Source organism: Variovorax sp. KK3, assembly GCF_001984055.1.
Taxonomy (GTDB): domain Bacteria; phylum Pseudomonadota; class Gammaproteobacteria; order Burkholderiales; family Burkholderiaceae_C; genus Variovorax.
The window spans coordinates 43488-67796 of the sequence record NZ_LYVO01000029.1 but is presented as its reverse complement, the minus strand read 5'-3'; the positions used below and the strand labels follow the sequence as shown (position 1 = coordinate 67796).

22 protein-coding genes are annotated in these 24309 nt (G+C 68.6%); 14 read left to right on the top strand and 8 right to left on the bottom strand.

From position 1 onward, the window contains the following. The first annotated feature begins 59 nt into the window (after nt 1-59). From B0W80_RS15980 to B0W80_RS15965, 4 genes are all read left to right on the top strand, one after another. Entirely contained in the window at nt 60-1616 is a 1557-nt protein-coding gene (locus B0W80_RS15980; protein WP_077000142.1) for an ABC transporter ATP-binding protein, read from the top strand. Next, entirely contained in the window at nt 1609-2763 is a 1155-nt protein-coding gene (locus B0W80_RS15975; RefSeq protein WP_077000141.1) for an ABC transporter permease, read from the top strand. The genes B0W80_RS15980 and B0W80_RS15975 overlap by 8 nt, the downstream gene beginning before the upstream one ends. Then, entirely contained in the window at nt 2763-3683 is a 921-nt protein-coding gene (locus B0W80_RS15970; RefSeq protein WP_077000140.1) for an ABC transporter permease, read from the top strand. The genes B0W80_RS15975 and B0W80_RS15970 overlap by 1 nt, the downstream gene beginning before the upstream one ends. Nucleotides 3684-3747: 64 nt before the next feature. Further along, on the top strand, nt 3748-4914 hold the full coding sequence (locus tag B0W80_RS15965) for a BMP family ABC transporter substrate-binding protein (protein WP_077000139.1): 1167 nt from the start codon (nt 3748-3750) through the stop codon (nt 4912-4914). Nucleotides 4915-4978: 64 nt separating this feature from the next. Here the strand turns inward: B0W80_RS15965 and B0W80_RS15960 are convergent, their stop codons facing one another. Then, a complete protein-coding gene (locus B0W80_RS15960; protein ID WP_077000138.1) occupies nt 4979-7129 on the bottom strand; it encodes a bifunctional diguanylate cyclase/phosphodiesterase in 2151 nt (716 codons plus the stop codon). A gap of 125 nt (nt 7130-7254) precedes the next feature. Here B0W80_RS15960 and B0W80_RS15955 point away from each other — a divergent pair, with 125 nt between their 5' ends. Then, nucleotides 7255-8247, top strand: a complete 993-nt coding sequence (locus B0W80_RS15955) for an aromatic ring-hydroxylating dioxygenase subunit alpha (RefSeq protein WP_077000137.1) — start codon at nt 7255-7257, stop codon at nt 8245-8247. Nucleotides 8248-8249: 2 nt separating this feature from the next. Beyond that, nucleotides 8250-9302, top strand: a complete 1053-nt coding sequence (locus tag B0W80_RS15950; RefSeq protein WP_077000136.1) for an adenosine deaminase — start codon at nt 8250-8252, stop codon at nt 9300-9302. A 19-nt stretch (nt 9303-9321) separates the two neighbouring features. Here B0W80_RS15950 and B0W80_RS15945 read toward each other — a convergent pair whose 3' ends face one another. Continuing rightward, nucleotides 9322-10317: a helix-turn-helix domain-containing protein gene (locus tag B0W80_RS15945; RefSeq protein WP_179106942.1), complete on the bottom strand. Its 996-nt coding sequence runs from the start codon at nt 10315-10317 to the stop codon at nt 9322-9324. Nucleotides 10318-10458: 141 nt separating this feature from the next. Here B0W80_RS15945 and B0W80_RS15940 point away from each other — a divergent pair, with 141 nt between their 5' ends. Next, entirely contained in the window at nt 10459-11136 is a 678-nt protein-coding gene (locus B0W80_RS15940; protein ID WP_256856595.1) for a hypothetical protein, read from the top strand. 29 nt (nt 11137-11165) lie between these two features. Here the strand turns inward: B0W80_RS15940 and B0W80_RS15935 are convergent, their stop codons facing one another. After that, the gene (locus B0W80_RS15935; RefSeq protein WP_077000134.1) at nt 11166-11786 is read right to left on the bottom strand and encodes a pyridoxamine 5'-phosphate oxidase family protein; all 621 of its coding nucleotides are present in this window, start codon (nt 11784-11786) and stop codon (nt 11166-11168) included. Then, on the bottom strand, nt 11783-12961 hold the full coding sequence (locus B0W80_RS15930) for an MFS transporter (protein WP_077000133.1): 1179 nt from the start codon (nt 12959-12961) through the stop codon (nt 11783-11785). The genes B0W80_RS15935 and B0W80_RS15930 overlap by 4 nt, the downstream gene beginning before the upstream one ends. An 80-nt stretch (nt 12962-13041) precedes the next feature. Here B0W80_RS15930 and B0W80_RS15925 point away from each other — a divergent pair, with 80 nt between their 5' ends. Continuing rightward, the gene (locus B0W80_RS15925; RefSeq protein WP_077000159.1) at nt 13042-13971 is read left to right on the top strand and encodes a LysR substrate-binding domain-containing protein; all 930 of its coding nucleotides are present in this window, start codon (nt 13042-13044) and stop codon (nt 13969-13971) included. Here B0W80_RS15925 and B0W80_RS15920 read toward each other — a convergent pair. Then, nucleotides 13968-14651, bottom strand: coding sequence for a GntR family transcriptional regulator (locus tag B0W80_RS15920; protein WP_077000132.1), 684 nt, complete (start codon nt 14649-14651; stop codon nt 13968-13970). The two genes, B0W80_RS15925 and B0W80_RS15920, sit on opposite strands and share 4 nt — an antisense overlap. A 126-nt stretch (nt 14652-14777) precedes the next feature. Here B0W80_RS15920 and B0W80_RS15915 point away from each other — a divergent pair, with 126 nt between their 5' ends. The 4 genes from B0W80_RS15915 to B0W80_RS15900 are packed head-to-tail and all read left to right on the top strand — an operon-like array spanning nt 14778 to nt 19561. Continuing rightward, entirely contained in the window at nt 14778-15785 is a 1008-nt protein-coding gene (locus B0W80_RS15915; RefSeq protein WP_077000131.1) for a tripartite tricarboxylate transporter substrate binding protein, read from the top strand. 10 nt (nt 15786-15795) lie between these two features. Beyond that, nucleotides 15796-17487: a thiamine pyrophosphate-binding protein gene (locus B0W80_RS15910; RefSeq protein WP_077000130.1), complete on the top strand. Its 1692-nt coding sequence runs from the start codon at nt 15796-15798 to the stop codon at nt 17485-17487. Beyond that, entirely contained in the window at nt 17484-19130 is a 1647-nt protein-coding gene (locus B0W80_RS15905; protein ID WP_077000129.1) for a GMC family oxidoreductase, read from the top strand. Before B0W80_RS15910 ends, B0W80_RS15905 begins: the two co-directional genes overlap by 4 nt. 14 nt (nt 19131-19144) lie before the next feature. After that, nucleotides 19145-19561, top strand: a complete 417-nt coding sequence (locus B0W80_RS15900) for a carboxymuconolactone decarboxylase family protein (protein ID WP_077000128.1) — start codon at nt 19145-19147, stop codon at nt 19559-19561. Between the two features lie 13 nt (nt 19562-19574). Here the strand turns inward: B0W80_RS15900 and B0W80_RS15895 are convergent, their stop codons facing one another. Next, nucleotides 19575-19958: a hypothetical protein gene (locus tag B0W80_RS15895; protein ID WP_077000127.1), complete on the bottom strand. Its 384-nt coding sequence runs from the start codon at nt 19956-19958 to the stop codon at nt 19575-19577. Between the two features lie 335 nt (nt 19959-20293). Between B0W80_RS15895 and B0W80_RS15890 the strand changes: the two genes are divergently transcribed. Both B0W80_RS15890 and B0W80_RS15885 read left to right on the top strand, forming a co-directional pair. After that, on the top strand, nt 20294-21130 hold the full coding sequence (locus B0W80_RS15890; protein WP_077000126.1) for an EamA family transporter: 837 nt from the start codon (nt 20294-20296) through the stop codon (nt 21128-21130). Nucleotides 21131-21239: 109 nt separating this feature from the next. Further along, a complete protein-coding gene (locus B0W80_RS15885) occupies nt 21240-22331 on the top strand; it encodes a BMP family ABC transporter substrate-binding protein (RefSeq protein ID WP_077000125.1) in 1092 nt (363 codons plus the stop codon). 18 nt (nt 22332-22349) lie between these two features. On the opposite strand, the gene B0W80_RS15880 is transcribed toward B0W80_RS15885, so the two are convergent. After that, entirely contained in the window at nt 22350-23012 is a 663-nt protein-coding gene (locus B0W80_RS15880; RefSeq protein WP_077000124.1) for a hypothetical protein, read from the bottom strand. Then, nucleotides 23009-24154: a glycosyltransferase family 1 protein gene (locus tag B0W80_RS15875; RefSeq protein ID WP_077000123.1), complete on the bottom strand. Its 1146-nt coding sequence runs from the start codon at nt 24152-24154 to the stop codon at nt 23009-23011. Before B0W80_RS15875 ends, B0W80_RS15880 begins: the two co-directional genes overlap by 4 nt. Between the last annotated feature and the right edge of the window lie 155 nt (nt 24155-24309).

The window sequence follows — 24309 nt, the reverse complement described above, 5'->3', positions numbered from 1 at the left end:
CCCCGGTGATGGCCGGGGACGGTTCAGGGCGATTCCGAACCCAGAGGCCAGGCATAGGCATGACAATCCACAGACTCCAGCTATCGAATATCACCAAGCGCTACCCCTCGGTCGTCGCCAACAGCGACGTCTCCTTGGTGGTGGCGCCCGGCGAGACCCACGCCGTGCTCGGCGAAAACGGCGCCGGCAAGTCCACGCTGATGAAGATCATCTACGGCTCGGTCAAGCCGGACGAAGGCAGCGTGATGTTCGACGGCCAGCCCGTCACCGTGCGCAACCCGCAGGAGGCGAGGGCGCTGGGCATCAGCATGGTGTTCCAGCACTTCAGCCTGTTCGACACGCTGACCGTGGCCGAGAACGTCTGGCTCGGGCTGGACAAGAGCCTGTCGCTGGCCGAAGTGACGCGACGCATCTCGGCCAAGGCCGGCGAATACGGACTCGACATCGACCCCTCGCGCCCGGTCCACACGCTGTCGGTGGGCGAGATGCAGCGGGTCGAGATCATCCGTGCCCTGCTGACCGACCCCAAGCTGCTGATCCTCGACGAGCCCACCTCGGTGCTGACCCCGCAGGCCGTCACCAAGCTCTTCGTGGTGCTCAAGAAGCTGGCCTCCGAAGGCTGCAGCATCCTCTACATCAGCCACAAGCTGCACGAGATCCGCGAGCTGTGCAACGCCTGCACGGTCCTGCGCGGCGGCAAGGTCACGGGCGTGTGCAACCCGCGCGAGGAAAGCAACGAGTCGCTGTCACGCCTGATGATCGGCGCGGAGCCGCCGCCGCTGCAGCACCGGCCGGTGCATGCGGGCGACGTGGCGCTGCGCGTCAAGGCGCTGTCGCTGGCGCGCGAGGACCAGTTCGGCGTCGACCTCGACGCCGTGTCGCTCGACGTGCGCGCGGGCGAGGTGGTGGGCATCGCCGGCGTGTCGGGCAACGGCCAGAAGGAACTGCTCTACGCGCTCTCGGGCGAAGACACGCGTGCCGAGGCCGGCATGATCGAGATCTTCGGCCAGGCGGCCGCGCGCTTCCGTCCGCGCAAGCGGCGCACGCTGGGCCTGCACTTCGTGCCCGAGGAACGCCTGGGCCGCGGCGCCGTGCCCACGCTGAGCCTGTCGCACAACATGCTGCTGACGCGCAGCAATGCGGTGGGGCAGGGCGGCTGGATCCGCACCGGCGCGCTGCAGCAGCACGCGGCGAAGATCATCGAGCGCTTCAAGGTCAAGGCCGGCGGCCCCGGTGCCGCGGCGCGCTCGCTGTCGGGCGGCAACCTGCAGAAGTTCATCGTCGGCCGCGAGATCGATGCGAACCCGAAGATCTTCGTCGTCTCGCAACCCACCTGGGGCGTGGACGTGGGCGCCGCGGCGCTGATCCGCGGCGAGATCCTGGCGCTGCGCGATGCCGGCTGCGCCGTGCTCGTGGTCAGCGAAGAACTCGACGAGCTGTTCGAGATCAGCGACCGGCTGCACGTGATCGCCAAGGGCCGGCTGTCGCCCTCGGTCGACCGCGCCGCCGCCACCGTGCCGCAGATCGGCGAGTGGATGAGCGGCCTGTGGGACGGCCATGCCGGAGCAGGCCACGCCGGCCAAGCCAAGAAGAACGAGGAGGTCGCCCATGCTTAAGCTCGAACCCCGCCCACAGCTGTCGCGCTTCTGGAGCTACGGCTCGCCGATCCTGGCGCTGCTGATCACGGTGCTGATCGGCATGGCGCTGTTCTCCGCGCTCGGCAAGGACCCGGTGAAGGGTCTGCTCGTCTTCTTCTGGGAGCCGATCAAGAGCGGCTATGCGATCGGCGAGCTGATGGTCAAGGCCACGCCGCTGCTGATCATCGCGCTGGGCCTGGCCGTGTGCTTTCGCTCGAACGTGTGGAACATCGGCGCCGAAGGGCAGTTCGTGTTCGGGGCCATCGCCGCGGGCGGCGTGGCGCTGATGGCCGACAAGACCACCGGGCCGTGGATCGTCGCCGCCATCCTGCTCGCGGGCATCCTGGGCGGCATGGTGTGGGCCGGCATCGTGGCGCTGCTGCGCGACAAGTTCAACGCGAGCGAGATCCTCGTCAGCCTGATGCTGGTGTACGTGGCCACGCTGCTGCTGGGCTACATGGTCTACGGGCCGTGGAAAGACCCGCTGGGCTACAACTTTCCGCAGACCAAGACCTTCGAGGCGGTGACGCAGATTCCGCGGCTCATGAAGGGCTCGCGCGTGACCATCGGCCTGGTGATCGCGCTGGTCGGCGCCGCTGCGCTGTGGGTGTTCCTGTTCCGCACGCGGGCCGGTTTCGCGCAGCAGGTCGGCGGGCTGGCGCCGGCGGCGGCCCGCTACGCGGGCTTCTCGGCGCGGCGTGCGATCTGGATCGCGCTGCTGACCTCGGGCGGCGCGGCTGGCCTGGCCGGGGCGCTCGAGGTGGCCGGCCCGATCGGCCAGCTCACGCCCTACGTGCCGGCCGGCTACGGCTTCGCGGCCATCATCGTGGCCTTCGTCGGGCGGCTGCATCCGGTGGGCATGATCTTCTCGGCCATCCTCATGAGCATGTTCTACATCGGCGGTGAGCTGGCGCAGTCGCGGCTGGGGCTGCCGAAGTCGCTGACCGGCGTGTTCCAGGGGCTGCTGCTCTTCACGCTGCTGGCCTGCGACACGCTGATCGCCTATCGCATCCGGCGCAAGGCCGCGGCGAAGGCGGCTGCGGCGCCTGCAGGTACTTCGTCGCTGCAAGCCAGCACGCCTTTGACGGCACCTGTTGCCGCACGCGCCACCGAGGGAGCACTCTGATGGAAAGCTACGCACTCCTGCTGGGTTCGACCCTCAGCGCCGGCACCGTGCTCGCGATCGCGGCGCTGGGCCTGCTGATCAACGAGAAGGCCGGCATCGTCAACCTCGGCGCCGAGGGCATGATGCTGTGCGCCGCGATCGCCGGCTTCGCCACCGTGGTGACCACGCACAACATGTGGCTGGGCTTCGCGGCAGGCATGGCGGCCGGTGCGCTGCTGGCGGCCTTCTTCGGCGTGCTGGTGATCTGGCTCAACACCAACCAGTACGCGACCGGCCTGGCGCTCAGCCTCTTCGGCGTGGGATTCTCGGCCTTCGCAGGCATCCGCTTCGTGCAGGCCAAGCTGCCAGAAAGCACCAGCTATGCGCTGCCGGTGCTGGGCGACATTCCGCTGGTCGGGCCGGCGCTGTTCCGCCATCACCCGATGGTGTACTTCGCGGTGCTGCTCACCATCGGCCTGATCTGGTTCCTTTACAAGACGCGCGCGGGCCTGGTGCTGCGCTCGGTGGGCGAATCGCCCGAGTCCTCGCATGCGCTCGGCTACCCGGTGCGGCGCATCCGTTTCCTGGCGGTGATCGCGGGCGGCGCGCTGTGCGGGCTGTCCGGGGCCTACCTGTCGACCGTGTACACGCCGCTGTGGGTCGAGGGCATGGTGGCCGGCCGCGGCTGGATCGCGCTGGCGCTCACCACCTTCGCCACCTGGCGGCCGGTGCGCGTGCTGCTGGGCGCCTACCTGTTCGGCGGCGTGTCGATGCTGGGCTTCCACCTGCAAAGCACCGGCGTCGACGTGCCGAGCCAGTTCCTGAGCATGCTGCAGTACATCGCGCCGATCGTGGTGCTGGCGCTGATCTCGCGCAACCCGGCCTTCATCCGCATCAACATGCCGGCTTCGATCGGGAAGCCCTTCTACCCCGGCTCATAATCGCGGCTGGTTTTTTCGTCTGGTTTTTTCTTCCGCCAACCCCGTTCCTTCGAGGATTCGAACAATGAATGATCTGAACAAGCGTTCCCTGCTCAAGCTGGCTGCCCTGTCCGCCGTGGCCTCGGCGGCCCTGATCGGCTGCGGCAAGAAGGAAGAGGCGCCGGCCCCCGCGCCCGCCGCGCCCGCGCCGGCCCCTGCAGCCGCCGCGCCCGCACCGGCCGCGCCGCTGAACGTCGCGTTCGCCTACGTGGGCCCGGTGGGAGACGGCGGCTGGTCCTTCGCGCACGACAACGGCCGCAAGGCCATCGAGAAGGAATTCGGCGACAAGATCAAGACCACCTTCGTCGAAAGCGTGCCTGAGTCGGCCGACGCCGAGCGCGTGTTCCGCGACATGGTGGGGCAGGGCAACAAGCTGATCTTCGGCACCACCTTCGGCTACATGGAGCCGATGCTCAAGGTGGCGAACGACAGCAAGGACGTGAAGTTCGAGCATGCCACCGGCTACAAGACGGCCGAGAACATGCGCACCTACGACAGCCGCACCTACGAGGGCGCGTACATGGCCGGCGTCATCGCCGGCGCCATGACCAAGAGCAACACGCTGGGCGTGGTCGGCTCGGTGCCGATTCCCGAAGTGCTGCGCAACATCAACTCCTTCACCATGGGCGCGCAGTCGGTCAACCCGAAGATCACCACCAAGGTGGTGTGGGTCAACGAATGGTTCAGCCCACCGAAGGAAACCGAAGCTGCCACCGCGCTGATCAACGGCGGCGCCGACGTGCTGTTCCAGAACACCGATTCGCCGGCCGTGCTCAAGACCGCGCAGGAAAAAGGCAAGCGCGCTTTCGGCTGGGATTCGGACATGACCGCCTACGGCCCCAAGGCCCACCTGGGCTCGGCCATCATCAACTGGACGCCCTACTACACCAAGGCCGTGCAAGACGCGCTGGACGGCAAGTGGGCCACCGGCCAGACTTGGTGGGGCGTGAAGGAAGGCGCGATCGACATCGTCTCGCTCGCCGAAGACGTGCCGGCCGAGACCAAGGCCAAGGTCGACGAGATCAAGAAGGGCCTGAAGGACGGCAGCTTCTCGATCTGGAAGGGCCCGATCGTCGGCCAGGACGGCAAGGAACTCGTGGCGGCCGGCGCGGTGGCCGACGACAAGTTCCTGTCGGGCGTGAACTTCTACGTCAAGGGCGTGGAAGGCAAGGTGCCTGGCGACAAGAAGTAAGACGTTCGCATGCGCGCTCTCCAGCGCCTTGCCGCGCATTGCCGCGCGGAGGGCGCGCTTGCAGTCAGTCCACGAGCGCCCGCACCTTCGAGGCCTGCAGCCAGGGGGTGACGGCCGCCGCCGGCATCGGCCGGGCGATGAAATAGCCTTGCAAGACGTCGCATCCCAGTTGCGTGAGCACGACCTGCTGCTCATGCGTTTCCACCCCTTCCGCGACCACCTCCATGCGCAGCGCATGGGCCAGCCGCACGATGGCGTCGAGCACGGCGCGGGCGTCCGAGTCCACCGCGAGGTCGACCACGAAGCTGCGGTCGATCTTGAGCTGGCGCGCCGGGATGCTGCGCAGGTGGGCCAGGCTCGAGTAGCCTGTGCCGAAGTCGTCGATCGACAGCCGCACGCCGAGCTTGGAGATCTGGTCGAGCACGTCGCTTTCCGCCCCGAGCGTTTCCATGAGCGCGGTTTCGGTGATCTCGCAGACCAGCCGCGACGGATGCACGCCGTGGCGCTCCAGGCAGTCGCGGATGTGCATCGGCAGGCCCGGGTGGCGCAGTTGGTAGGGCGACAGGTTGACGGCGATGCGGCAGTCGACGCCCTCGTCCTGCCATTGCGCCAACTGCCTGCAGGCCTCTTCGACCACCCAGTTGCCGATGGTCCCGATCAGCCCGAATCGTTCGGCCAAGGGAATGAAGATGCCCGGGCTCACCGGCCCGCGCTGCGGATGCTGCCAGCGCAGCAAGGCCTCGAAGCCGTGCACCTGGCCGTTTTTCGCGCTCACCTTCGGCTGGTAGTGCAGCGCGAGTTCGCTGCGCTCGATGGCGTGGCGCAGTGCCTGGTGCATCAGCAGCTGCTCGGTGGCGTCGCCTGCCATGCTTCGGTCGTACACCACCCACGTGCCGCCGCCTGCGCGCTTGGCGGTGTACATGGCGGCGTCGGCGCAGGCCAGCAGGCGCTGGCCCGTGTCGTCGTGGTCGGGGAACACGGCGATGCCGATCGAACAGGACATCTCCACGTCCTGGCCATTCATGCTCATAAGCCTGCGCAAGCCGCCGATGATGCGCTGCGCCAAGGCCTGGGCCGCCACCTCGGCATCGCGGGCCTCGATCATCACCACGAACTCGTCGCCGCCGAGCCGGGCGAGCGTGTCGCTCTCGCGCACGCTGTGCTGCAGGCGCTGGGCGATCTCGCGCAGCACGGCGTCGCCCTTTTCATGGCCGAAGGAATCGTTGACGGGCTTGAAGCCGTCCAGGTCGACGAACAGCACCGCGACCCGGTCGCCGGCGGACCCGCGGCCGGCGCTGCCGCCCCGCACGGTGCGCGCGACCCGCGACACCGCGTGGCCGAGCCGGTCGTCGAACAGGGCGCGGTTGGGCAGGCCGGTCAGCGGGTCTTCGAAGGCCTTGCGCTGCAGTGCGTCGTTGGCCACGCGCAGGTCCTGGTTGGCCTGGTGCAGCGACGTCGTGAGCTTCGATTCCCGGGCCTGCGCCATCGCGTCGATGGCCGACAGCAGCAGCGCACCCGCCAGGATGACGAGCGTCGCGATCGTCACGAGCGCCGCCAGCGGCGGGCCGGCCAGGCCATCGGCACTCAGGCAGACGGAGTCGAGCGGCAGCTGCGCCGCGCCCATGCCCGTGTAGTGCATGCCGCCGATGGCGCCGCCCATCACCAGCGCCGAGGCGACCTGCAGCTTGAGGCGGCGCGTGCCCCGCTGGGTGCGAAGAACGAAGAACAGCCCGAGCGCGACGGCGGAGGCGGTCCACGCGATGACGATCGATGCGACCACCATCGCGGGCCGCCACACGATGCCCGGTTCGAGCTCGACCGCGTGCATGCCCAGGTAGTGCATGGTGCAGATGCCCGCCGCCATGCTGGCACTGCCGCACAGCAGAAGGGCGGGCGTGAGCCGCGAGCGCGCCGCAATGCCCAGGGCGACGGCGGCCGCGGCGACGGCCGCGATCCAGCTCAACAGCGTGGGCTGCCAGCGGTAGCCCAATGGCAGGCCTGTTTCGAAGCCCAGCATGCCGACGAAGTGCATGGCCCAGATGCCCGTGCCCATGGCGAGCGAGCCGCCGAGCCACCACAGGCGGCGCGCACGGCCGCCGCGCGCGACGCGCCGGGCGAGGTCGAGCGTCACGTAGGACGCGAAGGTCGCCACCAGCAGCGATGCCGCGACGAACAACGGGTCGTGGCGCGTGGCCAGAAAAGCAGTCGGCTCCATCCGTGGCTTATCGGCGGGCTAGGCGACAGTTTTAGTTGCTTGGCAAACCGGTGGCATCCAGTTACGGTCGGCAGATCGGCCGATGGGCTTCTCGACCCGTCCCGCCTCTCCTTGTACCACCCACGATGATCGAGAAGCAACACTGGCATCCCGTCGCGCAGTCCGGGCAGGTCGCGGGCATGCCGCTTGCCGTGCGCTTGCTCGACGACGATCTCGTGCTCTGGCGCGATGCCCTCGGCGACGTGCAAGCCTGGGCCGATCGCTGTCCGCATCGCGGCGCGCAACTGTCCCTGGGCCGTGTCTGCGAAGGCGCCACCGCGCTCGAATGCCCATACCACGGCTGGCGCTTCGCAGCGGGCGGCCAGAGCGTCCACGTGCCGGCATTGCCCGGCTTCGTGCCGCCGGCCACGCACCGCGCCACCGTGCACGCGGCGCGCGAGGCGCATGGCCTGGTGTGGGTGCGATTGGCCGGCCAACGCGACGAGGACGATGCGCTGCCGGTGTTCGAGGCCGAGCACGACGCGCGGCTGCGCAAGCTCAACTGCGGCCCCTACGAAGTGCAGACCAGCGCGCCGCGCCTCGTCGAAAACTTTCTGGACATGGCGCACTTCGGCTTCGTGCACGAAGGCTGGCTCGGCGCGCGCGAGTTCGCGGCCATCGAGGACTACCGCGTCGAGGCCACGCCCGACGGCCTGCTGGCCACCGGCTGCAAGGCCTGGCAGCCGCAGTCGAGCATCAACGCGACGGCGCCCGCGCTGGTGGAGTACCGCTACGAAGTCACAGCGCCCTACACGGCCGTGCTGACCAAGGTGCCCGATGCGGCGAGCGTCGGCATCGAGGGCTACCGCGAGTTCATCGCGCTCTTCATCTGCCCCGTGTCGCCCGAGCACAGCCGCGTGTGGTTTCGGCTGGCCATGGCCGACTTCGAGCGCGACGATGCACAGCTGCGCGCTTTCCAGGACACCATCTTTCTGCAAGACAAGCCGGTGCTCGAATCGCAGCGGCCGCGCTGCCTGCCGCTGGACCTGGGCGCGGAGCTGCACACCGCTGCCGACAAGGCTTCATCCTTCTACCGCCGCCACCTCAAGGCGCGCGGCATCACCTTCGGAGTTTGCTGACGATGACCACCCCCGACTTTTCTTCCATTTCCGCCGAGCGCCTGCCCGCGCTGCTGGCCGCCATGCCCAAGGCCGAGCTGCACATGCACATCGAGGGCTCGCTGGAGCCCGAGCTGATCTTCGCGCTCGCGCAGCGCAACGGCGTCACCATTCCCTACGCCAGCGTGGAGGACCTGCGCCGCGCCTATGCCTTCACCGACCTGCAGAGCTTCCTGGACATCTACTACGCCGGCGCCAGCGTGCTGCTGAAGGAGCAGGACTTCTACGACATGGCCTGGGCCTACCTCGAACGTGCCGCCGCCGACAACGTGGTGCACACCGAGATGTTCTTCGACCCGCAGACCCACACGGCGCGCGGCGTCGCCATGCAGACGGTCGTCGACGGCCTGCACCGTGCATGCGTCGACGCGAAGGCGAAGCTCGGCGTGAGCGCTGCGCTGATCCTGTGCTTCCTGCGCCACCTGAGCGAAGAAGATGCCTTCGAGACCTTGGAGCAGGCGCTGCCCTTCCGCGACAAGTTCATCGGCATCGGCCTCGATTCGAGCGAGGTCGGCCACCCGCCGGAAAAGTTCGCGCGCGTCTTCGCCCGTTGCCGCGAGCTGGGCTTCCACCTCGTCGCCCATGCGGGTGAAGAAGGCCCACCTGCCTACGTCTGGAGCGCGCTCGACGTGCTCAAGGTCGAGCGCATCGACCACGGCGTGCAGAGCACCAAGGACCCGGCCCTGATGAAGCGCCTGGCCGACGAACGCATTCCACTGACCGTGTGCCCGCTGTCCAACCTGAAGCTCTGCGTCTTCCCCGACCTGGCGCAGCACAACCTGGGACAGCTGCTCGACGCCGGCCTGTGCGCGACCGTCAACTCGGACGACCCGGCCTACTTCGGCGGCTACATGAACGAGAACTTTCTTCAGACCTTCGCGGCGACGGGGCTCAGCGCGCAACAGGCGTGGCAACTGGCCGCGAACAGCTTCGAGGGAAGCTTCGTGGATGGAGAGACGAAGGCGCGGTGGATGGAGCGGCTGGACGCGTGCTTTGCGGAGTTCGGCAAGGCCTGAGCAGTGGCACCGTGCCGGGTTACCCCACAGTTTTCTTTTGTGTGGGGTCAATCCTCGACCCAGTCGGGTTCGAGCGGCCTCCTGCTTCCATCCTCGATGTCTCCGACGGCAATTCCCCGAACAGCGCCTTGTAGCGCTCGGCGAAATGACTGAGGTGCTCGAAGCCCTGGTCGGTCGCCGCCTGTGAGACGCTCAGCTGTGCGGCCGTGGTCGACATCAGGCGGCTGCGGACCAGGTTGAGCCGAAGGCCACGCAGGTAGTGCACGGGCGTCGTGTCGGCCACCTGCCTGAAGCTGTCCTGCAGGCTGCGGCGGCTGGTGCGAAGCCGTCGACACAGCGCTTCGACGCTGGGTGCAGCCCCGCTGCTGTTAACGACGATGCGATGGCATTGCGCGACGATGAACCCGGCCGATGCGCTGCCTACCGTGTCGTGTGCGCCGCCGGCGTCCGTCAGCACGCCGTGCAGCGATTCGAACAGAGCGTCGGGCGTCGCGGCATCGCCGCCGAAAGCCTGCGAACGTCGAAGCGCGTCGAGCAGGTGCGCGCGCAGCTGCTGCGTCGCATCCGGTGGTGCATCGAGGATCGGGCGGGACAGCAGCGCCCGCGCCGGCGCGGGGAGCGGCCGTTCGTCGAGCAGTTGCAGAAAGGTCTCGGTCCGGAACGTGAAGGCCAGAAGCTCCATGCCCCTGGGCCGCTGGATGGTGAACTCCTCGCCGCCACGCAGGATGAAAAGCCGGTCGTCCCGCAACTCGACGCCCTGCACCCGGGGCGTGCCCTGCGCGCTGCCGTTGAGCAAGGCGAAGCAGATGCTGCCGGGCGGCAGGCAGCCCTGCTGCACCACGCGCTCGCTCATCCACTTGCGGAACACGTGCACGTCGCCTGCGCTCGCTTCGGTCAGCGAACTGCGCATCGCGCCGGCCGACAACTGCAGGTAGCGCTGGTTCCACTCGGGCGCGGAGGCGCCGTGCAGGTGGAAGTCGTCGAACACGTCGACCTGGATCGGCATGCCGGTCATGCGATGGAGGGTGCGGGGCGGCTCGCCGTTTTGCCGATTCGGGATAGCGCCGCGCATGCCGCCGTCGCGATACTGCCCGTCGTGCCTTCGGCGCCGGCTGCCGGAGGCACCCGCCGTATCGCTGGATCAGAGAGGTGAACCTTGCGCATCGTCATCCCTTGCTGGCTTGTCCTGGCCGCCGCGCTCGCAGCGTGCACCACGGCACCCGATGCGGCGCGCCGTTCAGCACAGCCGCCAACCGAACGAAATTCTATGAGCCTGCAACAGATCAAACAGGGCCTCGCCGGAGAGTGGGCGAGCATCGCACCCGAAATCCGGCCCAGTGCCGTCAAGAACCCCGACGGCACGCTCAAGCCCTTCTACCTGAAGCGCAGCTTCAAATACCTCGAAGGCGACGTGTTCGAGCTGACCATCGACAACTCGGCGGACCCATACGGCGCAGTGCCCCTGGCACGCATCTTCATTCGCGGCCACATGGCGTGGCAAGGACCGCACCCAGTCGCAGAGGGCGCGCAGAAGGTCGACTTCGTGGCGGATGTCGCGTACGAGGTGACGCCGTTGAATCCCGCTTTCGCGGACCTGCTCGGCAAGGTGGCTGCGCAAGGGTACGGCCCGTGGCAAGTCGGCCAGGCACAGAGCATCTTCGGCAAGACCTTCGTCCCCTTCGGGCTGGTGGCCGGCACGAACTTCAAGGAATACGACCTGGTCTACCTGCGGGGCGACATGCTGTTCTGGGGCGCGCGCAATATCGACGGCCGCGGCTTCGATACCGAAGCCAACCGGCCGACGAACCTGCAGATTCCGCTGGCCAGGAAGTAGGGCGCCCGAGGCGAGCGCGGAATGTTCGCTCAGTAGAGGGTGTTCTTCTGCCGCTGCGGCAGCTCGCGGTCGTAGGTGTCGCCGTCGAAGGTGCCCGCGCTGAGTGCGGCCAGGATCGCGCCTGCCGTGGGCACCGTGCGTGGCGCATCGGCTGCGACCGGTGCCCACAGCTTCGACCGCTGGATCGCGCGTGCGCACTGGAAGTACACCGCCTCGACCGCGATGACGATCACGCACTGCGGCGGCTTGTCGTCGACCGCGAAGCGTGCGAGCAGGTCGGGCTCGATGCTGATGCGGGCGCGGCCCTTCACCCGCAGCGTTTCGCCGACACCGGGGATCAGGAACAGCAGCGCCACGCGCGGGTCGGCCACGATGTTGCGCAGGCTGTCGATGCGCTGGTTGCCGCGGCGGTCCGGCAGCAGCAGCGTTCGGTCGTCCTGCACCGCGACGAAGCCGGGCGCATCGCCGCGCGGCGAGGTGTCGAGCACGTGCTCGTTGCTGGTGGCGAGCACCGCGAAGGGCGAGGCCGCGATCATGGCCTGGTAGTGCGGGTGGAGGTGGTCGGCCACCTTCTTGAGCGATGCTTCGCCGGGGCTGCCGTACAGCGCCTCGAGCTGGCCGAGGGTGTCGATGGTGTGTCGATGGATCATGGTGCGCTCGCTTCGGTGGTTGTCGCAGGATGAGAGGGTGCGCGGGCGCAGGCCAGCGCGGCCACGGCCAGCAGCAGGGCCGGAATGCCGTAGAGCCAGGCCGGCGAGGCCAGCGGCAACAGCAGCCCGGCCAGCAGCGGCCCGGCGCCGGCGCCGATGTCGCGCCACACGGCGCGCGCGGCTAATGCCTGCACGCGGCCCGGCCCCGGCGTGCGCCGCATCACGATGGGCGGCAGCAGCGGCATCTGCAGCGCGCGCAGCACGACGATGGTCGCTGCGCACGACCACAGCCAGCCCGCGCCGAAGCCCACCAGTGCCACGGACGTCGACAGCGACAGCCACACCAGCAGGCGCTCGGCTCCGAAGCGCTCGGCCATGCGGCCGCCAGCGGGGCTCAGGATGATCTCCGCCAGGTAGCGCAGCGCCATCAGCAGGCCAGCCACCACCACGGCGCCGCCGGGCAGCAGGTCGCGGCCCAGGTACGACAGGCCGACGATGAAGAGGCCGTCGAGCGTCAGGCCTTCCATGAAGGACCAGGCGTCGAGGCTGTTGGGGCGATGGAAGCGGCGCCCTGGCGACGATGTCAGCGGATGCGGCAAGGCCGGCAGCCGGCGTGCGGCCGCCAAACCCAGCAGTGCGACGGCGCCCAGCACCCAGAAGATCGGCCTCGGCCCGGCCCACTGCGCGAGCAGGGCGCCCAGCGGCAGCGCGAGCACCGGCCCCATGGCGATGAAGGCACGCGAGCGTCCGCTGCGGCGCGATGCGCCGAGCGGGTCCGACGTGGCCAGCGCCTGCGTCGACAGGTTGAGCGCGGCGAAGCACAGGCCCCACAGGAGGCGCAGCGGCATCAAGGCCCAGAAGCCCGACAGCGTGGCGTAGCCGAGCGCGCAGACGGCCGCCGCGGCGACCGCGATCAGCGACGTGGCTCGGTCACCCCGGCGCGCGTAGAAGCGCGCCACGTAGCCGTAGCCGGCGATGCGAACGAGGCGGTTGGCGGCGAGCAGCAGGCCGGCTTCGGCCAGCGTGACGCCGAACTGCTCGGCGTACATCGGCAGCAGCAGGTAGAGCACGGTGTCGGCCGGCAGGGCCAGCGCCAGCGCGAAGGCGGCGTGTCGCGAGTGGCGGTCCGCCGTGACGGCGGCCTGAGAGGAAGACGGGGAAGAGGGTGCAGGCATCGAAGGCCGCGATGGTGCGCCGCCATCGCGTCTTCGACAAACGACATTCCTGCCGCGGCATGCGTGACAAAATCGCACGCATGCCATCCCGCGAGCCGCCATTGAACGCCGTCCGAGTCTTCGTGGCGGCGGCGCGGCAACTGAGCTTCACGCGGGCGGCGGCCGAACTGCACGTCACGCACAGCGCGGTGAGCCGCCAGGTCAAGGCGCTCGAGGAATTCCTGGGCGTGCCGCTCTTCGAGCGGCGCATCCGCCAGGTCGCGCTGACGGCCGAGGGCCAGCAGTTCTACGCGGAGGTCGAGCCCGCCATCGAGCAGATCGGCGCCGCCGCACGCGCGCTTGCAAAGCCGGCCACCGGGCGCGCCGCCGTGCGCATCAACGTCCGGCCATCTTTCGCGCTGCGCTGGCTGATCCCGCGCCTGCCCGACTTCGTCGAGCGCTACCCCGACATCGAGCCCCAGGTCGTCACCAGCACGCGCTGGCCGTCGCAGGAGATCGAGGGCTTCGACGTGGCGGTGCGTCGCGGGCTCGAAGGCTGGCCGCAAGCGATGCAGGTGCATCCTTTCCTCGAAGACGAGGTCATGGTGGTCGGCGCGCCCTCGCTGTTCGCCGCGCAGCCGCTGGCCGACCTGCGCGCGCTCTCGTCGCACGTGCTGCTGTCGGCCAAGACGCGCAAGGGTGACTGGGACGACTGGCGCAAGCGCTTCGGCGCGCCCCGCACCCGGCCGGCCGGGCGCCTGCAGTTCGACCACCTGCACTTCGTGATGCAGGCGGCGGTCGACGGGCTGGGATTGGCCTTGGCACCGGCCTCGCTGCTCGCGAACGACCTGGCGTCGCGGCGGCTGCAGGCGGGGCTGCCCGAACTGCGCATGCCGCTCACGCGCTACTACTACGGCGTCGCGCCGGCCGCGACGCCCGAGGCGCGCTGCGTGGTCGAGTGGTTCGAGGAGATGCGCCAGGCTCAGGCGCCGCAGGCGAAGCGAGCGACTGCGGCGGGCCGCAGGCGCTAGCTCGGCTTGTCGGACGTCGTCCGCCGGGCAAACTCGGTCAGCGCTGCCTGGCGATTCTCGAGCGCCAGGTTGCGGTGAATCGCTTCTGCGAGGTCGCCGTCCTGGGCCACGATGGCCTTGATGAGCTTGCGCCACGTCGCGATCGATTGCTGGCGACGGCGCGGCGTGGTGAGGCCGAGCCGCACGTAGCGCCCGATGCGCTGCGAGAAGTCGTCGATGTAGGCCGTGAGCGCGATGCTGCGCGAGACCTGCATGAGGTAGGACACGAGTTCACCGCTCAGGCGCACGTAGTTGTCGAGGTCGTCACGCTGCGCTTCCAGCTCTTGCAGGCGTGCCTGGAGCACGGCCACCTCGTCGTCGGACCGGTTCATTGCCGCGCGCCTGCTGCCATGGCCGAGCAACACGGCACGGATCTCGAAGAAGTCGTCGAGTTCCTTGGCAGACAGACGTGTCACCTGCGCGCCCCGTTGAGGCTGGATGGTCACGAGCCGGCGGCTTTCGAGAATGCGAAGCGCCTCGCGGATCGTCGCGCGGCTCACACCGAAAGTTTCTGCGAGCTCCGTCTCCTTGAGGCGCTCGCCGGGCTCGAACGATTCCTCGACGATGCTCAGCCCGATTCGGTCTGCAACCTGCAGCGGCAGCGTATGGGTGAGTTGCAGCGAGGAAAGTCGTGGGTCCATGGCGGCTCGATTCTAGGCAGCGGCATCGTGATGCCCGGCAGGCTCGACGCGGGAAGGCGGGTTGACCGAACCGCGTTGCGATGCCTACAATTTAAATGTCGACATTTATACATTCGGAGACTGCCGATGGAATACAGGATCATGCGCCGCGCTTTCGTCGCGGCGCTCGCCGCCGCCGGGCTCGGGGCGTCGCTGCCGGGCACGGCTCAATCGCAACAGGCACCGTCGCCTTCACCATGGATGCCCACCAAGCCGGTGCGCATCATCGTGCCGTTCACGGCGGGCGCGTTGACCGACATCATCGCGCGCATCTATGCCGACAAGCTGGCGCTGCCGCTGGGGCAGTCGGTGGTGGTGGAAAACCGGCCGGGCGCCGGTGGCGTGTCCGCATCGCAGATGTTGCTGAGCCAGCCGGCCGACGGCCATACGATGCTCTTCGTGTCGTCGGCCCACGCGGCGAATCCGGCGCTCAAGCTCAAGCTGCCCTACGACACCGAAAAGGACTTCTCGGGGCTGGCCTTGCTGGCGTCTTCACCCAGCCTCGTCGTGGTGCGCGACGACCATCCCGCGAAGACGCTGGCCGAATTCGTGGCGGCGGCCAAGAAGAAGCCGCGGGAGATGACCTACGGCTCCGCCGGCGTCGGCGCCGCCACCCACCTGACCGGCGCCTACTTCGCGGCGGAAGAAGGCGTGGAGTTGCTGCATATCCCGTACAAGGGCGTGCAGGAGGCGGTCAACGAGGTCGTCGCCGGCCGGCTCGACACGGCCTTTCCACCGATCGCGCTGGCGCAATCCTTCATCAAGTCGGGACGGCTGCGTGCGCTCGCGGTCACCAGTCCGCAGCGATCGCCCTCCATGCCCGACGTGCCGACGGTGGCCGAACAGGGCGTGCCCGGCTTCGACTCGAGCATCTGGTACGCGCTGGTGATGTCGTCGAAGACGCCCAAGCCCATCATGGAATCGCTGGCGGCCCAGTTCGTCAAGGTGACGGAGACGCCCGAGGTTGCCGACAAGCTCAAGTCGCAGGGACTCATCGCATCCCGGCTCACGCTCGGCGACTTCGACCGGATGATTTCCGCAGACATCAAGAAGACCGCCCGCCTCGTGCAGGCCAGCGGCATCCAGCCCGAATAGGAGAACCAGCATGCAAAGAATGACGGGTGGCCAGGCCATCGTCGAATCGCTCGAGGCCGAAAAGACCGGCCACGTCTTCGGCCTCATCGGCTCGGCCGGCATGGAGATCTTCGATGCGCTCTACGACGCGCGCTCGATCGACTTCATCGGCGTGCGCGACGAGCGCACCGGCGTGCACATGGCCGACGGCTACGCACGCGCCAAGGGCACGGCGGGCGTCTTCCTGGCCGGGCAGAACGGGCCGGGCGCGACCAACCTGGTCACCGGGCTGGCCCAGGCGCACGCGGCGTATTCGCCCGTGGTCGCGCTGGCAGGCTCGCTGTCGTCGGCGCACGTGTACCGCGATGCATTCCAGGAGGTCGACCAGCAGGCGCTCTTCCGTCCGGTCACCAAGAAGACGTGGACGCTGACGCAGACCGCACGCATTCCCGAGATGATGGGCGAGGCTTTTCGTACGGCGCTGTCGCCGCGTCGCGGGCCGGTGTTGCTGAACCTGCCGCGCGACCTGCTCGCAGAAAGCGCCGAGTTCGACTTCGCTGCGCGCGCCGGCAGCATGCACTTCGACGGGTCGTTCACCGCGAGCCGTGAAGCCATCGAGCAGGCAGCCGATTTGCTGCGCGGCGCGAAGAATCCGTTGATCCTCGCCGGCGGCGGCGTCAAGAACGGGCGCCACCATGCGGCGGTGCTTGCGCTGGCCGAGATGTTGAACGCACCAGTCGTCACGTCGCCAGGCCACGGCGACGCGATTCCCTGTACGCACCCGCTTTACGCGGGCCAGATGGGGCCGCGCGGCAACGTGGTTGCGTCCGAACTCGCGCGCACGGCCGACGTCATCCTCGCGCTCGGCACGCGGCTGGGCTTCAACACCACGTTCTATTCGTTCGACAACCTCAACCGCAACGCGCGGATCATCCAGGTGGAGAACGAGCCGACGGCCATCGGGCGCTTCTTCCCGGTCGCGCTCGGCCTCTTCGGCGAGGCAGGCGCGGTGGCGCGCGATCTGGGTGCGGCGCTCCGAGGCCATGACGGCAGCCTGGCGGGTGACTGGGCCACGACGTTCATGGACCGGCGCAAGGCCTTTCTCGAAAAGCAGGACGTCGACGCGGGACAGGGGACGGACCCGCTGCAACCCGGCTTCCTTTTCAAGACGCTGAGAGACGTGCTGCCCGACGACTGCATCTACACCATGGATGCCGGCACCCTGTGCCTGCAGGCCACCGACAAACTGCGCTACGCCCAGCCGCCGGCTCTTTTCACGCCGCTGGATTTCGGGCTGGTCGGTTTCTCTTACGCCTGCGGCCTGGGAGTGAAGCTCGCCACGCCGGATCGCACGGTGATCAGCCTGATGGGCGATGGCGGCTTCGGCATGACCGCGTCGGAGATCGGCACGGCGGTCGCTCACGGCATCAACACCGTCTGCATCGTCATGAACAACGGCTGCTGGGGTGCGGAAAAAGCATACCAGCGCGACTTCTTCGGCGAGCGCTACATCGGCGCCGACGTGCCGAACCCGCCCTACGATCAACTGGCTGAACTGTGGGGCGCGAAGGGCTTCCGGGTGGATCGCGCCGCGGACCTCGCCGGCACGGTCGCCGCTGCGGTGGCGTGCGGCAGGCCCGCGGTGGTGGACGTGAAGGTCGACCCGAACGCCCTCTACAGCTTTCGCCGGGATTCGTTCAAGCACCGGGACAAGTCCGCATGACCGGTGAACCATCTTCCGTGGAAACCTACGACTACATCGTGGTCGGCGCGGGTTCGGCCGGCTGCGTGCTGGCCTCGCGACTGACCGAAAGCGGCAGGCACCGCGTGCTGCTGCTCGAAGGAGGCGGCGCGGACAACCACATGTGGATCCATATCCCGCTGGGCGTGGGCAAGCTGCTCACCGACGAACGCTATGCCTGGAAGTTCCAGACCGAACCCCAGGCTTCGATGCAGGGCCAGTCGATCTACTGGCCGCGCGGCAAGGTGCTCGGTGGTTCGAGCGCGCTGAACGGCATGGCCTACGTGTGGGGCGACCCGCGCGAATACGACGGCTGGACGGACCGTGGCATCGAGGGATGGCGCTTCGAGCAACTGTTGCCGTACTTCAAGCGGCTCGAATCCAATCCGTTCACCGACAACCCGCTGCGTGGCCACGACGGTCCGGTGCGCATCACCGACCGCGCTGCGCGCGAGCGCGACACGATCTCCGAGGCCTTCGTGCACGCGTGCGGCGAGGCGGGCATCGAAAGCACGCCCGACTACAACGCGGTCAGCTACGAAGGCGTGCGCTACCTCGAGCAGACGGCCCACAACGGGCGCCGCTGGAGCGCCGCCGTCGCGTACCTGAAGCCGGCACGCCAGCGCAGCAACCTGGTGGTGCGCACCGGCGCGATCGTTCACCGCGTGCTGCTCGAGGGCCAGCGCTGCGTGGGCGTCGAGTTCGAACACGAAGGCCGCGTGCACACCGCACGTGCGCGCTGCGAGGTCGTGCTCAGTGCGGGTGCCGTTCAATCGCCGCAATTGCTCGAGCTGTCGGGCATCGGCGATGCGGCGCGGCTGCAGGCGCTCGGCATCGAAGTGCGGCGCGACCTGCCGTCGGTCGGCGAGCACATGAGCGACCACCTTCAGGTGCGGTGCACCTACCGCACCAGCGTGCCGGAAACCATCAACGACCTGATGCGAAGCCCGTACGTCAAGGTGAAGACCGCGCTGCAATACCTCTTCCAGCGCAAGGGGCTGCTCGCCAATACGTCGTCGACAGCGCATGCCATCACGCGCACCGCATCGGCCAACGGCCGTCCGGACGTGATGATCCGCGTGTACCACATCAGTGGGAAGGACCGCTACTCGCGCACGAAGGGTGCCGGCATCGACCCGTGGTCCGGCTTTTCGATCGGCGGCTTCGTGCTGTATCCGGCCTCGCGCGGCAGCATCCACTGCGCCAGCGCCGATCCGAAAGCGCCGCCGCGCATCCAGCCCAACTACCTGGCCGAGGAGGCCGATCGGCGCGCGACGGTCGACCTGCTGAAGCTGGTTCGCCGCATCGCGCACCAGAAGTCGCTCGGCAAGGTGGTGATCGCCGAGCAGCGGCCCGGCGCCGGCGCCACCGCCGACGGGGCCCTGCTGGATTACGCCCGCGAAAGCGGCCAGACGGCGTGGCACACGGTCGGCACCTGCCGCATGGGGAGGGATTCCACCGACTCGGTGCTCGACTCGCGCCTGCGCGTCCACGGCATCGCGGGCTTGCGCGTCGCGGATGCGTCCGTGATGCCGACCATCGCGTCGTCGAACACCAACGCACCGGCGCTGATGATCGGCGAGAAGGCATCCGAGATGCTGCTCGCGGATGCGGGCCGGTGGTAGCCAGGAGCGATCCGATGACCGCAAACCCGACCGACACCAAGACGGCCACGCCGCATTGCGACGACCACATCGCGCGCGGCGACTGGAACCCACTGTGGGACCAGTTGCGCGAGCTCGATCCCGAGTTCATGGAGGCCTACCTGGCTTTTCGCAGCGTTCCGCACCGCAACGGCCCGCTGCCGGCGAAGTTCAAGGAACTCGTGCTGGTGGCCATCAACGCTGCCACCACGCATCTCTATGCGCCGGGCGTGCGCCGGCACATGAAGAACGCGCTCAAGCTCGGCGCCACACCGGAGGAGGTGCTGGAAGTCATCCAGCTCACGACGGTGATGGGCATCCACGCCTGCAACCTGGCCGTGCCCATCCTGTGCGAGGAGATGCAGGCAATCGAAACGGCGAAGGCGACGGAAACCGTCTCGGGCGGGGACTGAGCCCGCCGGGCGCTCAGGGCCGGTTGCGACCGGTTCGCACCAGGCCCTGGCGGCTCTTCTGCAGCTCTTTGAGCTGGGCCAGCTGATTGGGGCAGTCCGCGTTGCTGGCCACCAGCACGAAGGGGCTGCGGCGCAGCGCTTCGACCGATTTTTCGACGTCGGCCGGCGGGCGGTTTTTATTGATGAGTCCGGCGCTGACGGCCGCGCGGGATTCCTTGTAGAAGGCCTTCTCGAAGGCCGGGGTCCCGCAGCGCGCGGCGATGACCCGCCAGTCGGCCTCCTGCTGTTCGGCGGCGGTCGGCGCTGCCGACTGCCGTGTGGTCTGCGCCTCGGCCGGCAGCCAGATGCCGAAGACGGATGCCGACAAGAGTGCTCCCAGTTCGATGCGCGCTTTCATGACCTGCCCGATTCCAACGAACGCCGAAGAGCGTTGTGCTTCTGCATCCTACTGCCGCGCCGTTGCGGCCGCATGGCGATGGCGTGAACAAAGTCACTGCTGCCATGGTGGCGTTGCAGATTCGCATCGGGGCGTGGTGCGCATGCCGCACCCGGTGTGCGAGCAGCCTCTGCGCGGAACACGCGTCCCCTAAGATCGCGAGCCGGCCAGGCGCCCAGTCGCCGGCAAGGAGACTCGAAGCGATGAACACACCCGCGCGCCCGTCCGCCGGCTCGCCGAGCCGTGGCAAGGGCAAGCCCGCGCGCCGGCCGGGCTGCTGAGGGTCGACAGCCCGCATGGACAAACTGATGGTCGGCGCCGCGCTGCTGAGCGCCGTGCTGCACGCGGCCTGGAACGCGGCGATCAAGGCCAACCCCCACCCGGCGCAGGCCATGCTGGCGCAGATGGCGGTATCGGCGCTGATCGCCATGCCGATGCTGGCATGGGCCGGCCTGCCGCCACTGGCCGCCTGGCCCTGGATCGTCGCCTCGGTGGCGCTGAACATGGGCGCGGTGGCGGCCTTGCTGCGCGGCTATTCGCATGCGGGCTTCGGCATGGTCTACCCGATGGCGCGGGCGTCATCGGTGCTGCTGGTGCTGCCGCTGGCGGCGGCCGTGGCGGGCGAGAAGCCGGCGCCGCTGGCCATCATCGGCGTCGGCCTGGTGAGCGCGGCCATGCTGATGCTGGCACTGGGCGGCGGGCGTGAAGGCGCGTTGAAGCGGCCGGCCTTGGGCTGGATCCTGGCGGCGGGCGCCTTCGGGGCCGGCTACGCGGTCTGCGATGCGCAGGGCGTGCGGCAGGCGCAGTCGCCGCTGGCCTACGGGGCGGCACTCACCGTCGTGAACGCCATCACCTTCGCCTGGCTGCAGCGTCGCGCGGGCGCACGCCTGGCCGGCCTCGCGGACCAGTGGCCGCAGGCCGTGCCGGCAGGCGTGGCGGCCATGGCGTCGTACCTGCTCATCCTTTGGGTCTTCCAGCACGCGCCCATCGCCCTGGGCGCGGCGCTGCGCGACACGAGCGCGATCTTCGCCGCGGTGATCGCGGTCGTGATCCTGAAGGAGCCGCTGGACCGCCGCGTGCCGCTGGCGGTGCTGATTGCGACGGCGGGGTCGGTGCTGATCCGGCTCGGCTGAGGCGCGCGGCCGGCGATGGAACGGTGCGACAGGCGCCCGCTAAAATGCCGCCTCGGCGCTGCTGCCCCGCAGCGCCGATTTTTTTGTCGGGGCCATGTAGAGGAACACCATGTACAAAAACCTCGCAGCCGCATTCGCGGCCGCTTGTTGTTGGATATCGCCGTCTTTTTCCCAGCCCGCGAAGCCCGCGGCCGATCCGCTCAAGATCGGCTTCGTCTACGTCGCGCCCATCACCGATGCCGGTTGGGTGCGCCAGCATGAGGACGGCCGCAAAGCCGTCGAGGCAGCGCTCGGCGGCAAGGTGAAGACCACCTTCGTCGAAAACGTGCCTGAGGGCGCCGATGCCGAGCGCGTGATCCGCGACCTCGCGCAACAGGGCAACAAATTGATCTTCACGCCGAGCTTCGGCTACATGGAGCCCACGCTCAAGGTGGCGCGCGACTTCCCCGACGTGAAGTTCGAGTCGATCACCGGCTACAAGGAAGCACCCAACGTCGCCACCGCGAACGCGCGCTACTACCAGGGCCGCTATTTGGCCGGCGTGGCGGCCGGGCGCATGACGAAGACGCACGTGGCCGGCTACGTGGCCGGCTTCCCCATCCCCGAGGTGCTGCAGGGCATCAACGCGTTCACGCTGGGCATGCGCTCGGTCGACCCGAAGGCGCAGGTGAAGGTGGTGTGGCTCGACGCCTGGTTCGACCCGCCCCGTGAGCGCGATGCGGCCATGACGCTGTTCAACCAGGACGTGGACGTGATCGCCTTCCACACCGGCTCCACCGCGGTCATGGCGGCGGCGCAGGAGCGCGGCAAGCTGGCGATTGCCTACCACTCCGACATGCGCAAGGTGGCGCCTGATGCGCAGATCGTCGCCGTCACCCACCAGTGGGGCGGCTATTACGCCCAGCGCGCCAAGGCCGTGCTCGACGGCAGCTGGAAGTCGTCGAAAGTCTGGGGCGGCGTCAAGGAAGGAATGATCCGCGTCGGCGACTTCGGCCCCAAGGTGCCGAAGGCCGTGCAGGACGAGGTGCTGGCGCGCCAGGCCGACATCGCGAGCGGCAAGCTGCAGGTGTTCCAGGCAGCCGAGGACGTGCGTGACAACGAGGGCCGGGTCGTTATCGCCAAGGGCGTAGTGCTGCCCGACGACAAGATCCTGTCGATGAACTGGCTGGCCGAGGGCGTGCAGGGGCGCATCCCGCGCTGAGGCGCCCGGCCCCGCGCCTCAGTGCACGAAGCCGCGGTCGCGGTGGAAGTAGGCGGCCTGGGGGTCGATGGGCTTCACGGCCACGGCCGGCGAGCCGGCGTACACCTGGTGGGGCTCGACATGAGCCTTGTTGAGCACCGACCCGGCGCCCAGCATCGAGCGGTCGGGCAGCGTCGCGCCACCGAGCACCGTGACGCGCGTGCCCACCAGGCAGTAGGCGCCGATGCGGATCGGCTTGCAGTCCTGCCGGTTGTCCACCACGTTGATGCCGTGCGTGATGATCTGCGAGTAGTAGCCGGCGATGGTGGTGAATGCGCCGATGTCGACCCGGTCGGTGCAGTCGATGATGTGCTTCTTGGTGATGGCCGCATGCGCGCCCAGCGTGAGCGTCGGGTCGCGGCCGGTGCGGTGCGTGAAGTGCGCGCCGGCGGGTGGGTGGCCCGTGATCCAGTTCGAGCGGTCGATGACCGAATGCGCCCCGCATTCGAGCCGCCCCAGGTGGATGGCGACGTTGAAGTGGCCGATGGTGGCGCCTTCGTCCATCACCAGCTCGCCCGGGAACACGTACGACAGCCCGATGCGCGCGTTGTCCGCGACCTGGTAGCCCCAGAAGCGGCGCAGCGCGCGGCGCTTGAGCGACCAGGGCAGCAGCACGACCAGCAGGCCCAGCAGCCGCTTCATCGGCTCGTTTTCCGCTCGTCGAGCACGCGGCGGTAGGTGGCCACGTAATTCGAGGCCATGCGCTGCGCCGTGTAGTGCGAGGCGTTCTCGATGCCCTGCGCACGCATCTGCTCGAAGCGCGGCGCGGCATCTTCGATGGCGGCGGCCATGGCCTCGGCATCGTTGGGGTCGGCGTAGACCGCGCCTTCGCCGCCGATCTCGTTCATCGGCGCCACGTCCGAGGTGATGACCGGGCAGCCGCAGGCCTGGGCCTCGATGACCGGCCAGCCGAAGCCTTCCTGCAGCGACGGGAAGAGCAGGGCGGTCGCACTCGCGTACAGGGCGCGCAGTTCGGCATGGGTGACGCCCATCACCGTCTTGACCCGATCGGCCACGCCGTGTTCGCGGGCCAGCTCGGCCATCTCGGGCACCAGCTCCGGGCCGACGAAGAGCAACTGGTCGACCGGGGCGGGCTTGCCGCTGGCCGCGGCGCGGGCCTGCAGCGCGATGAAGGTTTCCAGCACCTTGCGGCGGTTCTTGCGGGCCAGATCCCAGCCGACGTGCATCAGGTACTTGTCTTGCGTCGAGATGCCGAAGCGCGAGATGAGCGCCTGCGCCTCTTCGGCCGGCACCGGCCGGAAGTCGTCGTTGAGGCCGTTGAGCACCACCGTGACACGGGACTTGTCGGCCAGCCCCAGCCCCAGCAGCTCGCGCTTCGTCAGGTCGGAAACGCAGGCCACCAGGTCGGCCGCGGCCAAGCCCTTGACGATCAGCCGTTGGAACAGCCGGCCGGTCCAGCCCACGTTCCAGCCGTCGACCATGCCCTTGGCGGCCTGGACGGCGATGACGTCGTGGCAGGTGATCACGTTGGGCTTGTTCTTGACCCACGGGATGTACATGCCGTTGGAATGGTCGGCCACGTGGACCACGTCCGCCCAGCGCAACTGGCGGGCCAGCGTGGGCAGGAAGAGGATGAACTTGTCCACATAGCCCAGCCATTTCCACAGGCGGGAACTGGTGGGCACGTGCAGCACGCGCCGGGGGGGCGTGAGCACGCGCAGTTCGCAACCCACGTGGGGCAGCTCGCGTTCCAGGATGCGCTTGAAGGCCAGCATGCTGGTCTGGCCGTCGGGGACGTAGTTCCCGATGAGTAGCACTTTCATGTTGAACGGAGCGAGGCGTTTCGCGTCTCGGAAGGCATCGATGTTGGTGTTGGCGTAAAAAGGAATTATGTTCGACCGGCGACCCGGCCCCAAAACGGCCGGCGTGGCGGCCGGGTTGTCATATAGCGTCCATACGTACTCGCACATTCCGTACC

Coding starts and splice junctions, on each gene's coding strand:
- B0W80_RS15980 (WP_077000142.1), top strand. CDS start 60: ATGACAATCCACAGACTCCAGCTATCGAATATCACCAAGCGCTACCCC.
- B0W80_RS15975 (WP_077000141.1), top strand. CDS start 1,609: ATGCTTAAGCTCGAACCCCGCCCACAGCTGTCGCGCTTCTGGAGCTAC.
- B0W80_RS15970 (WP_077000140.1), top strand. CDS start 2,763: ATGGAAAGCTACGCACTCCTGCTGGGTTCGACCCTCAGCGCCGGCACC.
- B0W80_RS15965 (WP_077000139.1), top strand. CDS start 3,748: ATGAATGATCTGAACAAGCGTTCCCTGCTCAAGCTGGCTGCCCTGTCC.
- B0W80_RS15960 (WP_077000138.1), bottom strand. CDS start 7,129: ATGGAGCCGACTGCTTTTCTGGCCACGCGCCACGACCCGTTGTTCGTC.
- B0W80_RS15955 (WP_077000137.1), top strand. CDS start 7,255: ATGATCGAGAAGCAACACTGGCATCCCGTCGCGCAGTCCGGGCAGGTC.
- B0W80_RS15950 (WP_077000136.1), top strand. CDS start 8,250: ATGACCACCCCCGACTTTTCTTCCATTTCCGCCGAGCGCCTGCCCGCG.
- B0W80_RS15945 (WP_179106942.1), bottom strand. CDS start 10,317: ATGACCGGCATGCCGATCCAGGTCGACGTGTTCGACGACTTCCACCTG.
- B0W80_RS15935 (WP_077000134.1), bottom strand. CDS start 11,786: ATGATCCATCGACACACCATCGACACCCTCGGCCAGCTCGAGGCGCTG.
- B0W80_RS15930 (WP_077000133.1), bottom strand. CDS start 12,961: ATGCCTGCACCCTCTTCCCCGTCTTCCTCTCAGGCCGCCGTCACGGCG.
- B0W80_RS15925 (WP_077000159.1), top strand. CDS start 13,042: ATGCCATCCCGCGAGCCGCCATTGAACGCCGTCCGAGTCTTCGTGGCG.
- B0W80_RS15920 (WP_077000132.1), bottom strand. CDS start 14,651: ATGGACCCACGACTTTCCTCGCTGCAACTCACCCATACGCTGCCGCTG.
- B0W80_RS15915 (WP_077000131.1), top strand. CDS start 14,778: ATGGAATACAGGATCATGCGCCGCGCTTTCGTCGCGGCGCTCGCCGCC.
- B0W80_RS15910 (WP_077000130.1), top strand. CDS start 15,796: ATGCAAAGAATGACGGGTGGCCAGGCCATCGTCGAATCGCTCGAGGCC.
- B0W80_RS15905 (WP_077000129.1), top strand. CDS start 17,484: ATGACCGGTGAACCATCTTCCGTGGAAACCTACGACTACATCGTGGTC.
- B0W80_RS15900 (WP_077000128.1), top strand. CDS start 19,145: ATGACCGCAAACCCGACCGACACCAAGACGGCCACGCCGCATTGCGAC.
- B0W80_RS15895 (WP_077000127.1), bottom strand. CDS start 19,958: ATGAAAGCGCGCATCGAACTGGGAGCACTCTTGTCGGCATCCGTCTTC.
- B0W80_RS15890 (WP_077000126.1), top strand. CDS start 20,294: ATGGACAAACTGATGGTCGGCGCCGCGCTGCTGAGCGCCGTGCTGCAC.
- B0W80_RS15885 (WP_077000125.1), top strand. CDS start 21,240: ATGTACAAAAACCTCGCAGCCGCATTCGCGGCCGCTTGTTGTTGGATA.
- B0W80_RS15880 (WP_077000124.1), bottom strand. CDS start 23,012: ATGAAGCGGCTGCTGGGCCTGCTGGTCGTGCTGCTGCCCTGGTCGCTC.
- B0W80_RS15875 (WP_077000123.1), bottom strand. CDS start 24,154: ATGAAAGTGCTACTCATCGGGAACTACGTCCCCGACGGCCAGACCAGC.